This window comes from Bradyrhizobium sp. USDA 3262, from assembly GCF_054060035.1.
On record NZ_JBSSCT010000001.1, the window covers coordinates 3,640,380 to 3,653,450 of the forward strand.

10 protein-coding genes and 1 pseudogene are annotated in these 13,071 nt (G+C 65.9%); 4 read left to right on the top strand and 7 right to left on the bottom strand.

The annotated features are described in order from the left end of the window. Positions 1-48 precede the first annotated feature (48 nt). The 5 genes and pseudogenes from dxs to ACVWYP_RS16780 form a co-directional block, all read right to left on the bottom strand. The gene (gene dxs / locus ACVWYP_RS16760) at positions 49-1,977 is read right to left on the bottom strand and encodes a 1-deoxy-D-xylulose-5-phosphate synthase (RefSeq protein WP_304499083.1); all 1,929 of its coding nucleotides are present in this window, start codon (positions 1,975-1,977) and stop codon (positions 49-51) included. 544 nt (positions 1,978-2,521) lie between these two features. Continuing rightward, a complete protein-coding gene (locus ACVWYP_RS16765) occupies positions 2,522-2,773 on the bottom strand; it encodes an exodeoxyribonuclease VII small subunit (protein ID WP_028339500.1) in 252 nt (83 codons plus the stop codon). 125 nt (positions 2,774-2,898) lie between these two features. Continuing rightward, a pseudogene (locus tag ACVWYP_RS16770) lies at positions 2,899-3,826 on the bottom strand (histone deacetylase family protein). 288 nt (positions 3,827-4,114) lie between these two features. Next, positions 4,115-5,785 (bottom strand): bifunctional metallophosphatase/5'-nucleotidase, encoded by a 1,671-nt coding sequence (locus ACVWYP_RS16775; RefSeq protein ID WP_304499084.1) that lies wholly within the window; start codon positions 5,783-5,785, stop codon positions 4,115-4,117. 61 nt (positions 5,786-5,846) lie between these two features. Further along, positions 5,847-6,608 (bottom strand): crotonase/enoyl-CoA hydratase family protein, encoded by a 762-nt coding sequence (locus tag ACVWYP_RS16780; protein WP_304499085.1) that lies wholly within the window; start codon positions 6,606-6,608, stop codon positions 5,847-5,849. Positions 6,609-7,007: 399 nt separating this feature from the next. Here ACVWYP_RS16780 and paoA point away from each other — a divergent pair, with 399 nt between their 5' ends. The 3 genes from paoA to paoC are packed head-to-tail and all read left to right on the top strand — an operon-like array spanning position 7,008 to position 10,834. Then, positions 7,008-7,649 (top strand): aldehyde dehydrogenase iron-sulfur subunit PaoA, encoded by a 642-nt coding sequence (gene paoA, locus ACVWYP_RS16785; protein ID WP_028339496.1) that lies wholly within the window; start codon positions 7,008-7,010, stop codon positions 7,647-7,649. Next, entirely contained in the window at positions 7,646-8,596 is a 951-nt protein-coding gene (locus ACVWYP_RS16790) for an FAD binding domain-containing protein (protein ID WP_018270366.1), read from the top strand. Before paoA ends, ACVWYP_RS16790 begins: the two co-directional genes overlap by 4 nt. A 30-nt stretch (positions 8,597-8,626) precedes the next feature. Next, positions 8,627-10,834 carry an aldehyde oxidoreductase molybdenum-binding subunit PaoC gene (gene paoC, locus ACVWYP_RS16795; RefSeq protein WP_304499086.1) on the top strand — a complete coding sequence of 736 codons (2,208 nt, stop codon included), beginning with the start codon at positions 8,627-8,629 and terminating at the stop codon, positions 10,832-10,834. 236 nt (positions 10,835-11,070) lie between these two features. Here the strand turns inward: paoC and ACVWYP_RS16800 are convergent, their stop codons facing one another. Then, complete coding sequence (locus ACVWYP_RS16800) at positions 11,071-11,799, bottom strand: alpha/beta fold hydrolase (RefSeq protein WP_038386477.1); 729 nt, start codon at positions 11,797-11,799, stop codon at positions 11,071-11,073. Between the two features lie 113 nt (positions 11,800-11,912). Next, complete coding sequence (locus ACVWYP_RS16805; RefSeq protein WP_304499087.1) at positions 11,913-12,476, bottom strand: DinB family protein; 564 nt, start codon at positions 12,474-12,476, stop codon at positions 11,913-11,915. A 223-nt stretch (positions 12,477-12,699) separates the two neighbouring features. Between ACVWYP_RS16805 and ACVWYP_RS16810 the strand changes: the two genes are divergently transcribed. Continuing rightward, the gene (locus tag ACVWYP_RS16810) at positions 12,700-13,068 is read left to right on the top strand and encodes a VOC family protein (protein ID WP_304499088.1); all 369 of its coding nucleotides are present in this window, start codon (positions 12,700-12,702) and stop codon (positions 13,066-13,068) included. Positions 13,069-13,071 lie beyond the last annotated feature (3 nt).

Here is a 13,071-nt window from a genome sequence, read left to right on the forward strand (position 1 = left end):
TGATTCAATCAGAACCGAAAATGCTCCAGTGAGCGCCGCCCGTAACGATTAGGCGAGCTTGACGGTCTCGGTCTTGTAGTCCTTGCCGAGGGTCTCGAACACCTTGGCAACGATGCTCTTGGCGTCGAGACCGGCGCGGGCATACATCGCCGCCGGCGTGTCGTGGTCGAGGAACACGTCGGGCAGGATCATCGAGCGGAACTTGAGCATGCCGCTGTCGAGCATGGCGTTGTCCGACAGGAACTGCATGACATGCGAGCCGAAGCCGCCGATCGAGCCTTCCTCGATCGTGATCAGGATCTCGTGGTCGCGCGCGAGCTTCATGATCATCTCTTCGTCGAGCGGCTTCATGAAGCGCGCGTCGGCGATCGTCGCGGAAAGGCCGTGGGCGGCGAGCTCGTCGGCCGCCTTCTCGCACTCGGCAAGACGGGTGCCGAACGACAGCAGCGCGACCTTCTTGCCCTCGCGGATGATACGGCCCTTGCCGACTTCCAGGGCAACGCCGACTTCCGGCATCTCGATGCCGCGGCCTTCGCCGCGAGGATAGCGCAGCGCGCTCGGACGATCGTTGATCGCAACCTGCGTCGCCACCATGTGGACCAGTTCCGCCTCGTCGGCGGCAGCCATGATCACCATGTTCGGCAGACAGCCGAGATAAGCGCTGTCGAACGAACCCGCATGCGTCGCGCCGTCGGCGCCCACCAAGCCGGCGCGGTCGATCGCGAAGCGGACCGGAAGGCTCTGGATCGCGACGTCATGGACCACCTGGTCATAGCCGCGCTGCAGGAAGGTCGAATAGATCGCGCAGAACGGCTTGTAGCCTTCGGTGGCGAGGCCGGCGGCGAAGGTCACCGCGTGCTGTTCGGCAATGCCGACGTCGAAGGTGCGGTCCGGGAACGCCTTGTTGAAGATGTCGACGCCGGTGCCCGACGGCATCGCCGCGGTGATGGCGACGATCTTGTCGTCCTTCTCGGCTTCCTTGACGAGGCTCTGCCCGAATACGTTCTGGTAGGCCGGCGCATTCGGCTTGGCCTTGGCCTGGGTGCCGGTCGCGACGTCGAACTTGACCACGGCGTGGTACTTGTCGGCGGAGGCTTCGGCCGGGCCGTAGCCCTTGCCCTTCTGGGTCACGACGTGAACCAGGATCGGGCCGGTCTCCATGTCGCGGACATTCTTCAGCACCGGCAGCAGATGGTCGAGATTGTGACCGTCGATCGGGCCGACATAGTAGAAGCCGAGTTCCTCGAACAGCGTGCCGCCGTCCATCATGAAGCCGCGGGAATATTCCTCGACGCGGTTGGCGCGATTGGCGAGGATCTTCGGCAGACGCTTGTTGATCTGCTTGGCGGCCTCGCGCAGCGAGCGGTAGGTCTTGCCGGAGTAGAGGCGCGACAGATAGGCGCTCATCGCGCCGACCGGCGGGGCGATCGACATGTCGTTGTCGTTCAGGATCACGATCAGGCGCGAGTTCATCGCGCCGGCGTTGTTCATCGCCTCATAGGCCATGCCCGCCGACATCGCGCCGTCACCGATCACGGCGATAACGTTGTTCTTGCCGCCGGAGAGATCGCGCGCCACGGCCATGCCGAGGCCGGCCGAAATCGAGGTCGAGGAGTGCGCTGCGCCGAACGGATCGTAGTCGCTCTCGGTGCGTTTGGTGAAGCCGGAGAGGCCGCCGCCGGTGCGCAGCGTGCGGATGCGGTCGCGGCGTCCGGTCAGGATCTTGTGCGGATAGGCCTGGTGGCCGACGTCCCAGATCAGGCGGTCGCGCGGGGTGTCGAAGATGTAGTGGATGGCGGTGGTCAGTTCGACCACGCCGAGGCCGGCGCCGAAATGGCCGCCGGTCACCGACACCGCGTCGATGGTTTCCTGGCGGAGCTCGTCGGCAACCTGCCGCACCTGCTCGACCTTCAGCTTGCGCAGGTCATCCGGCGTGTGAATAGTGTCAAGAAGCGGCGTCTTACTAAATGTGGTCACAGCGAATTTCCAATTTTTGCCTGTCGGAACGAACCGCCCGACGCGAGATGGGATGGCGCGCACACCGCGCAGCGAATGCCAGACACTGGGTGCCGCCCCGGCAGGCCGGTGCCTGGTTGTAAGCCTAGATTCACTCCGGATTGGACCACGTGATATGCATCACCTTGGTCGCTCTTCACCCGTCCCGGTTCAGTTTTGTCGAACCATTTGAGATGCATGCCGCCCGAAAAGTCGGGCTGCCCGCCACTCTCAAATGCCCATAGAACTGGAAGCATTACACCAAAGCCGCAGCCAAAGCCAACCCGCTAGGGCGCGCAGGGTTCCTATGCGCCGCACTGAAAAACCTAGCCTTTTCAATGGTTGGGCTGGGGGCGGGTTCCAATTCGCCTAATTTGGCGGCAGCCAGCGGGGCCGGCTCAACCTGATTCGCAGCCGTACACGACCGCCACGGGGAGCCCGTGGGGTTACGGTTTGCTGGAAATGGGCAGCAACAATTGCCCGCCGTGGCGGACATCGTGCTGCGCGATCGAGGTGGTCGGTGGCGCTACTGCACGTCGAGCGGCTCGGTCCCGGTCGGCTGGCCCGAGGCGTCGGTGGTGATCTTGTCGACGCGGGCTTCGGCCTGGCGCAGCAATTCCTCGCAGCGCCGCTTCAGTGCCTCGCCGCGCTCGTAGATCGCGACCGATTCCTCAAGCGGAACCTTGCCGTCCTCGAGCCGCTTCACGATCGATTCGAGTTCCTCGATCGCGCGTTCAAAGGACAGCTTCTTCACGTCGGCTTGGGTGTTGTCGGCCATTTGCGTTCCCGATTGCGTGGATCAGATCGCAACCTGATCTTGTCGTCCAAACATGACCTGTCGCAGGCCATGCTCGCCCCGGCGCAGAATCAATCGAATTTTTGCGGGCGTATTGTGGCGGGGATTTACCCGTCCATCAATGCGGTGACGTGAGATGCCACCGACTCTTTCAGGCCCTGCAGGTCGTAGCCGCCTTCCAGGACGGAGACGACGCGGCCGCCGGCGCTCTTGTCGGCGAGATCCATCAGCTTGCGCGTGACCCAGCCGAAATCCTCGCCCGTCAGGTTGATCGAGGCCAGGGGATCGCGGTGATGCGCGTCGAAGCCCGCCGAGATGACGACGAGTTCGGGGGAGAACCTCTCTAGTTGCGGCAGGATCAGGTTCTCGAAAGCGGAGCGGAACTTGGCGCCGCCGTCGCCGGGCGCCAGCGGCGCGTTGACGACGGTGTCGTGCTCGCCGCGCTCGCCGGCGGCCCCGGTGCCGGGTGAACAGCGGCATCTGGTGCGTCGAGCAATACATCACGGTCGGGTCGGCCCAGAAGATATCCTGCGTGCCGTTGCCGTGATGGACGTCGAAATCGATGATCGCGGCGCGCTTGATGCCGTATTTGCGCTGCGCGTGGCGTGCGGCGATCGCGGCATTGTCGAAGAAGCAGAAGCCCATCGGTGTCGATTTCTCGGCGTGGTGCCCGGGCGGGCGCACCGCGACGAAGGCGTTTTGATGCTTGCCCTCCATCACCGCATCGGTGGCGGCCACCGCGCCGCCGACGCCGCGCATCACTGCTTCCCAGGTGCCCGGCGACATCGAGGTGTCGCCGTCGATATAGATCATGCCGGAGGTCGGCGCGATGTGGCGGAGTTCGCTGACATAGTGCTCGCCGTGACAGAGCAGCACGGTGTCGAGGTCGCCTTCCGGGGCGGAATCGCGCACCAGTGCCTTGAAGCGATCCTCGCCGAGCACCTCGGCGACCGCCCGCAGCCGGTCGGGGCGTTCGGGATGTCCGGGAGGGGTCAGGTGGTCGAGACAGGCGGAATGCGTCAGAAGCAGTGTCATGCAAATTCCCGGCGCAATGGATGCGCATGCGAGGACGCATGATCCGGAAAAGTGCGCAGCGGTTTTCCGACCAAGATCATGCAAGAGCAGGCCCTAATCTAGGCCGTTAGCGGCGTTCCGGAAAGGGCCGACATCATCTCTGTTCCCGTCCTTTCAAAGCAGGGGCGTTTTCCGCGTCATTGCGAGCAGAGCGAAGCAATCCATGCTGCCGCATGCTCGGAGACAATGGATTGCTCCGCTCCGCGTGCAATGACGCGAGGGGCTGCGTACGCCATCCCCACATCTCACTCAATTGATCCGCTCGATCCGCTTGCTTGCCGTCGGGCCCACCGGGCTGTTGGCCTTGAAGTAGGCATAGAGCGCATCGACGTCGTAGATGCCGAATTGCTGCGCGGTTCCTTGCTTGAACACCGTGAAGCCGTCGCCGCCCTCGGCGAGATAATTGTTCACGGTGACGCGGTAGCTCGCGGCCGGGTCGATCGGCTTGCCGTCCAGCGACATCCGTGCGGCGATGATGCGCGCGCCGTCGGGCTTGCTCGCATCCCACGCATAGGAGAATCCCTTCGAGACCTGGAGGGCGCGCGGCCGCTTCGGGTCGGCCCATTGCTGCTCCAGCGCGTCCTTGAGCTGCTTGCCGGTCAGCGTCATCGTCACGAGCTGGTTGCGGAACGGCTGGCTGGCGAAGATATCGGCATAGGTCACCGCGCCGTCCTCGCGCTTGACGATGTCGGTGCGCACGCCGCCGGGATTGGTGAAGGCGATCACCGCGCCGCCATTGGGCTCGGCGCTGGTTGCAAGCAGCTGTGCATCGGCGACGATATCGCCGAGCACGCTTTCGCCGGTCTCGGCGGGCGTACGCGACAGCGTTTCGGTGACCGAGCCTGCCGCGCGGCTCGCGATCGGCGCGGCCAGCCGGTCGTAGGATTCCAGCAGCGCGCTCTGCTCGGGATCCTTGGCGGTGCCGGCGATCCGCACGATGGTGTTGGCGGCCTTGGCGCTGATCACATCATGGCTGTTCGGATCGAGCTGAAGATCGATCGCGGTGACCAGGGTGCCGTATTTGTCGCCGGAGGTGACGAGCCGTCCGTCGATCTCGCAGACATAGGCCTGGTGGGTGTGGCCGGAGATCACGACGTCGACCGCGCGATCGAACTTCTTGACGATGTCGACGATCGGCCCGGAGATCCCCGGACATTCATTATAGTCGCCGGTCGGAAAACCGCCTTCGTGGATCAGCACCACGATCGCCTCGACGCCCTTCGCCTTCAGCTCGGGGACCAGCGCATTGACGGTCTCGGCCTCATCGCGGAAGTCGAGGCTCGCGACGCCGGCCGGCGACACCAGGTTCGGGGTGTTCTTCAGCGTCAGCCCGATGAAGGCCACTGAAATGCCGTCGAACTGCTTGATCTCGTAAGGCGGAAACACCGGTTTGCCGGTCGCCTTGTCGATCGTGGAGGCGGCGAGATAGCGGAATTTGGCCCCTGTGAACGGGTGCGGCCCCTGGCATTTGTCGACCGGATGGCAGCCGCCATTCTGCATCCGCAGCAGCTCGTCCTTGCCCTCGTCGAATTCGTGATTGCCGACCGAGGAGATCGCAAGTCCCATCAGCGAGAGCGACTCGATGGTCGGCTCGTCGTGAAACATCGCCGACAGGAACGGGCTCGCGCCGATCAGGTCGCCGGCCGCAACGAAGATGTTGTTCTTGTGGCCCTCGCGCAGCTGCTTGACGACGGTGGCCATCCGCTCGGCGCCGCCGGCGGGCTCCATGATCTTCCTGGTCGCATCAGTGGGGTCGGTGATGCGGATGCCGCCCGGCGGCGGCCGCAGATAGCCGTGGAAATCGTTGATCGCGAGAATGCGCAGGCTCACCGGCTCCGCGGCCTGCGCCAGGCAGGGGCTTGCTGCGGCCAGTCCGAACGCGCAGAGCGCGGCGAGAGGGGAAAGGCGGGGCTGTCTCATGACCTGTCCATGGAGCACGGGATCATGGCGCCGCGCCACTACAATTTTGCGACGCTTCGTTTCAATCCTTCGGGCGAGCCATGAATGCCTTGAACGCCTCGACAGCTTCCTTGGAGCGCATCCGTTCGCTGAACAGATGGTTCTCCTGCTCGATGCGGCGGGTGACGTCCTCCGGCGGCAGCCGGATCAGGCGCCGCGAGATCCCGACAGCCTCGGCCGGCAGCGCGCAGATCTCGCGCGCCACCTTGTGCGCCTCCACCTCGGCATGCCCCGGCGCCACCACGGTGTTGACGAAGCCGGCGACGCGGGCGTCGTCGGCCGACATGGTGCGGCCGATCACCAGCATCGCGAAGGCGCGCTGGTGGCCCATCATGCGCGGCATCAACAGGCTTGAGGCGCCTTCCGGCACCAGGCCGAAATTGGAGAACGGCGTCGAGAACAGCGCGGTCTTGCTGGCGAGCACATAGTCGCAGTGAAACAGCATGGTGGTGCCGATGCCCATCGCGACGCCGTCGACGGCGGCGATGATCGGCTTCACGTTGTGGGCCAGCGAATACAGGAACTTGACGAGGTCGGAGGCCGGCGGCGTCTCGCCGGTCGAGGTGCCCTGCGCGAGCAGGTCCTCGATATCGTTGCCCGCGGTGAACACGCCGGAGCCGCCGGTGATGATCAGGCAGCGGATCTTCGGATTGTTCTGCGCCTTGTCGATCGCGTCGCTGATCGCGCGAAACATCTCCTGGGTGATCGCGTTCTTCTTCTCGGGCCTGCGCAGCCGGATCACGCGCGTGGCGGCTTCGTCGGTCACTATGACATGCGCGGTCATCGAGCGGTCCCAGGGTCGGCCGGCATCGTCGCCGGTGGAGGTCGTAGCGCCATCCTACATGATCCGGTGCAAGCCCCAAGAGCTCCAGCGTGTTCCGGGCCGCTTTTCCCCGTGGGCGAGCATGAGGACGGCGCAATGCAGCTAACCGGAATTTCGCGACTCCGGGCAGGGGACGTTGGTCGTAGGCCGGACCTGTACGACGATGCTGCCGCGCAGGCCGCCCGCGCCTGATGGCGCTGCTGCCTCCCAGGAGCCGCCGCGGCGCTCGCGACGAGTTTAACTTCCCCGCGAGAAACATTCCGCCGTTCGCGGCATTCCCCCCTTTGCTGACAGGCCGAGCAGACCTCGACACGTCGTTGTCGTGGTTCCGCGTCCGGCTGACTTGAGGAGAGCAGCGGCATGCAGATCTCCGGACGTTTGGAACTATCGCGGCGCCATCTGTTGATTGTTGGAGCCGCCTCGCTTGCGGCGTCGTCGATCGCGACGCCTCCGCCTGCGGCCGCCCAATCTGCCCCGACCGGAGCGCCCGTGATGACGAGAGTATCCTTTGACGTGAACGGCGAAACCCACCAGCTCGAGCTCGACACCAGGACCACGCTGCTCGATGCCCTGCGCGAGCACCTGCATTTGACCGGTACCAAGAAGGGCTGCGACCACGGCCAATGTGGCGCCTGCACGGTGCTCGTCGACGGGCGGCGGATCAATTCCTGCCTGACGCTCGCCGTGATGCATCAGGGCGACGAGATCACGACGATCGAGGGCCTCGGCACGCCGGACGGGCTGCATCCGCTGCAGGCGGCGTTCGTCGAGCATGACGGCTATCAATGCGGCTATTGCACGCCCGGCCAGATCTGCTCGGCGGTCGCCGTGCTTGCCGAGGTCAAGGCCGGCATCCCGAGCCATGTCACGGCGGATCTGAATGCGCCGCTGCGACTGACCAATGCCGAGCTCCGCGAGCGCATGAGCGGCAACATCTGCCGCTGCGGCGCCTATTCCAACATCGCCGAGGCGATCAGCGAGGTCGCCGGGAGGAGCGCATGAGATCATTCAGCTATGAGCGCGCCGCCTCGCCGGGCGCGGCGGCCGCAGCCGCCGCCGGCACCGCGAACGCCAAGTTCATCGCCGGCGGCACCAATCTGCTCGACCTGATGAAGCTCGAGATCGAGACGCCGGCGCATCTGATCGACGTCAACGACCTGGCGCTCGACCGCATCGAGGAGACCGCAGACGGCGGCCTGCGGATCGGCGCGCTGGTGCGCAACACCGATCTTGCCGCCGATATCCGCGTGCGGCGCGACTATGGCGTGCTGTCGCGCGCGCTGCTCGCCGGCGCTTCCGGCCAGTTGCGCAACAAGGCGACGACCGCGGGCAATCTGCTGCAGCGGACGCGCTGTCCTTATTTCTACGACACCAATCTGCCCTGCAACAAGCGCAAGCCCGGCAGCGGCTGCGCCGCGATCGGTGGCTTCAGCCGCCAGCATGCGGTGGTCGGTGTGAGCGATGCCTGCATCGCGACCCATCCGAGCGACATGGCGGTGGCGATGCGCGCGCTCGACGCGACCGTGGAGACGGTGCGGCCCGACGGCACCACGCGCAGCATCCCGATCGCCGAGCTGCATCGTCTGCCCGGCGACAGCCCGGAGATCGAAACCAGCCTGGAGCCGGGCGAACTGATCACCGCGGTGGTGCTGCCGAAACCGGTCGGCGGCGCGCAGGCCTATCGCAAGGTGCGCGACCGCGCCTCTTACGCCTTTGCGCTGGTCTCGGTTGCCGCGATCGTGCAGCGCGACGGCACCGGCCGCGTCGCGCTTGGCGGCGTGGCGCACAAGCCGTGGCGCGTCGAGGCGGCGGAGGCGGAATTGCCTGCTGGCGCCAAGGCCGTCACCGCGCGCCTCTTCGCCGATGCGAAGCCGACCAAGGACAATGCGTACAAGCTGCCGCTCGCCGAGCGAACCCTGGCGGCGGTGCTGCGCGAGGCCAGAGCTTGAAACGAAGGCTTAAGATGAGGGCCTGACATCATGCGTTTTGAATATCCCGCGACCTTCAATCCGATCGACCAGCTCAAGGTGATCGGCCACCCGACCAGCCGGATCGAGGGACCGCTGAAGACGACCGGCACCGCGCCTTACGCCTATGAACGGCACGACGTCGTGGCCAACCAGGCCTATGGCTACGTGGTCGGATCGGCGATCGGCAAGGGGCGGATCGGTTCGATCGATCTCGAGGCGGCGAAGGCTGCGCCCGGCGTGCTCGCCATCGTCACGTCGGACAATGCCGGCAAGCTCGGCAAGGGCGAGCGCAACGCGGCGCCGCTGCTCGGCGGGCCCGAGATCGCGCATTATCACCAGGCCGTCGCCATCGTCGTCGCCGGGACCTTCGAGCAGGCGCGGGCCGCGGCGCAGCTGGTCCGGATCGACTACGTCAAGGGCGACGGCAAGTTCGATCTCGCCGCGGAGCGGGACAAGGGCATCACGCCGCACCCGTCATTCGGCGGCCCGGCCGACACCGCCGTCGGCGATTTCGCTTCCGCCTTCGCTGCTGCGCCCGTGCAGCTCGATGCCACCTACACCACGCCCGATCAGGGCCACGCGATGATGGAGCCGCACGCTTCGATCGCGGCCTGGGACGGCGATAAGCTCACGGTCTGGACCTCCAACCAGATGATCGCCTGGGGCGCCGAGGACATGGCGAAGACGCTTGGCATTCCCAAGGAGAACGTCCGTCTGGTGTCGCCCTATATCGGCGGCGGCTTCGGCGGCAAGCTGTTCCTGCGCGCTGAGGTGCTGCTCGCCGCGCTCGGCGCCCGCGCGGCCGGCCGGCCGGTCAAGGTCGCGCTGCAACGTCCGCTGATGTTCAACAACACGACGCACCGACCGGCGACGATCCAGCGCATCCGCATCGGCGCCGAGCGCGACGGCAAGATCACCGCGATCGGCCACGAGAGCTGGTCCGGCAACGTCAAGGACGGCGAGCCCGAGATGGCGGTGAGCCAGACGCGGCTGCTCTATGCCGGCGCCAGCCGGATGACAGCGACGCGGCTTGCGGCGCTCGATCTGCCGGAGGGCAATGCGATGCGCGCGCCCGGAGAAGCCTCCGGCATGATGGCGCTCGAGATCGCGATCGACGAGCTCGCCGACAAGCTCGGCATCGACCCGGTCGCGCTGCGCATCAGCAACGACACCCAGGTCGATCCCGAGCATCCGGAGCGGCACTTCTCGCAGCGGCAACTGGTGCAGTGCCTGAGCGATGGCGCGGCGCGGTTCGGCTGGGACAAGCGCAACCCGAAACCCGGCGAGGTCCGCGACGGACGCTGGCTGGTCGGGATGGGCGTCGCCGCGGCGTTCCGCAACAATCTCGTGACCAAATCGGCGGCCCGCGTTCGTCTCGACCAGAACGGCATCGTGACCGTCGAGACCGACATGACCGACATCGGCACCGGCTCCTACACCATCATCGCGCAGACCGCCGCCGAGATGATGGGCGTGCCGCTCGAGAAGGTCGCGGTGCGGCTCGGCGATTCCGACTTTCCGGTGTCCTGCGGCTCGGGCGGGCAGTGGGGCGGCAACAATTCCACCGCCGGCGTCTATGCAGCCTGCACCAAGCTGCGCGAGACCATTGCGCAGAAGCTCGGCTTCAATTCCGAGGAGGCGGTGTTTGCCGACGGCGTGGTCCGCTCCGGCAATCGCAGCGTGCCGCTGGCCCAGGCCGCCGGCGGCGGCGACCTCGTGGCGGAAGATGCCATCGAGTATGGCGATCTCGCCAAGACGTATCAGCAGTCGACCTTCGGCGCGCATTTCGTCGAGGTCGGCGTCGATGCCGACACGGCGGAAATCCGGGTGCGGCGGATGCTTGCGGTTTGCGCGGCGGGCCGCATTCTCAATCCGAAGGCGGCGCGCAGCCAGGTGATCGGCGCGATGACCATGGGTGTCGGCGCGGCGCTGATGGAGGACCTCGTGGTCGACAAGCGTCACGGCCTGTTCATCAATCACGACCTCGCCGCCTATGAGGTGCCGGTCCATGCCGACATCCCGCATCAGGATATGATCTTTCTCGACGAGACCGATCCGATGTCATCGCCGATGAAGGCCAAGGGCGTCGCCGAACTCGGCATCTGCGGCGTCGCCGCCGCGGTCGCCAATGCGGTCCACAACGCGACCGGCGTTCGCGTGCGCGACTATCCGATCACGCTCGACAAACTGCTCGCGGAGATGCCGGAGCCGGTCTAGCTCGGAACGCTTCACCTCGCCCCGCTTGCGGGGAGAGGCATAGGCCGCCGTTGGCGGCCGTTCCCAAGAACGCTGAAGCAGAGCTTCAGCTATGACACATCGTCAAATGCGTTCCGGGTGAGGGGGAGTCACCGCAAACACAGCTATCACCGTTTATGTGGAGACAGCCCCTCTCCCCGTGAAGGACGGGGAGAGGGAGCACAGCGGAGTCGGGGGCGCTGTTCGACCTAAACGCTTTAGCCGCGCCCGACGAACGAGCCGATGCCCCGGCCGATCGCGGCGCCGTGCTGAAACAGCGCGCCGAGGTGATCGCCGGGCACCGACATCGCATCGAGGCCGTTCTCCGCGGCGAAGCGCTGCATCGGCGCATGCGGGCCGTCGTCCTGTCCGTTCCACAGCAGCACCGGCACGCGCGAGGACAGCACCGCGTCCTTGGCGCCGTCGACCTGGCCGAGCGCATTGAAGCAGGCGCGCACGCCGCCTTCGAGATCCGGCGTCACCCATTCGGCGAGCTCCGGGACGGTGCGGCGCGCAAAGGTGATGAAGGCGCCATAGGTCAGGGGGCCGGCATTGCCGCGCGGCAGTCCGGTGAGGAAGTCCCAGCCGCCGATCGCCAGCGACGCCAGCCGCGCCGGGAAAAACCGGGCGACACCGACCGCGACCCAGCCGCCCATCGAGTGTCCCACCACATGGGCGCGCTCGCCGCCGAGATCGTCGATCACGGCGACGATGTCGCCGGCGCGCTGCGCCTGATTATAGAGCGCCGGATCGGCGGGTTTGTCGCTCAGGCCATGTCCGAGCGAATCGACGCAAACGACGCGAAAGCGATCGGCAAGCGCGTCGACCACGCCACATTGTTTCCAGCTCGCGGCGTCCAGCAGGAGACCGTGCTGCAGCACGATCAGCGGCCCGGACCCCTCGACGGTGTAATGGATGCGCTGGCCCCGGTGATTGGCGAATGGCATTGATAGAGTTCCCCATGTTTCACGACAGGTGAGCGTGGCAGCGCCCGGATTCAAGACCTCGTTCCGGAACGGGAACCTTTCCACACCGTCCGATCGCGGGCGGAACCTCGCCTTCAGCCGCCCCACACGGTGGCTTCGCTCCAGCCGAGATCCCTGAACTCGGCCGCCCGGAGCGGCGCTTCGCAGGCGGCGAAGAATTCGTCGAGCTGCGGCGGCTTCACTGTGGTCTCCGAAAGCATCGCATGGGCCTGGCCGCGATGATGGATCTGGTGCTGAAACAGATGCATCAGCAGGCGGTCGCGCCGCTCGGTCTGCACGCTCGTGTCACGATTGATCTTCACCACGTCATCGAGCCGCTCAGGCGTCAGCGCATCGCAGTGCGCGATCAACCGCTGGTCGATCGCGCGCTGGGCGTCTTTCAGCTGCGCCACCGACGGGTAGGGCACCTCGTTCGCCCACGCCTTCGGCCCGAGCCAGCCACCTTCGAGCGCGTCGACATAAAACAGGTCGATGACATGAATGTGGTTCAGCGTCGCCTGCAGGCTCGGGAAGAATCCGGTCCGCGCCGCGGCGAACTCCGCCTGGCTGAGACCGGCGCAGGCCGTGAGCAGGCGATGATTGGCCCAGGCATTATTGTACGCAAAGGCGCGAAAAGTCTGGACGAGGCCTGCTTGCATATCGGTCCTCACTGGATTGACTGTTTCAGGCGGGCGCGGCGGCCAGCCGGCCGATCCGCCACAGTGATCGTGGTGCTTGCGTTGGTGACTTGATCCTCGCATAGCTAATCCATCGTGGTGCACTTCATCCCAGGGCGGCAGCAGATGCAACTGGCAAAGAACGTGATCGACGTCGGCCTTTCCTCCAACGATCTCGAGCCGATGCTGCGGTTCTGGCAACAGGATGCCGGACTTCGCGGTGCGCGACCTCGCCGCGCATTGCAGGTTCTACGGCGACATCCTCGGCTTCACCGAGCAATCATGGTCAGGCGGTCCGGCGTTTCGCCTCGGCGACAGCCTGATCCTGCTCAAGGAAGATGCTGCCGCAACGCTCGATCCGATCCGACAGGCGCGCGGCTGGCGCTACATCACGCTGCAGGTCGCCGATATCGACACCGTGCATGACGAGCTGCGCGCTAAGGGCGTGCGGGAAGGCCTTGCGCCGGTGACGCTCGGCGAGGTCGCACGGATCTCCATGATCCTCGATCCCGATGGCAACTGGATCGAACTGTCGCGTCGCGCATCGATCGTTGGGAGCCTGTCCAACCGCTAGGCA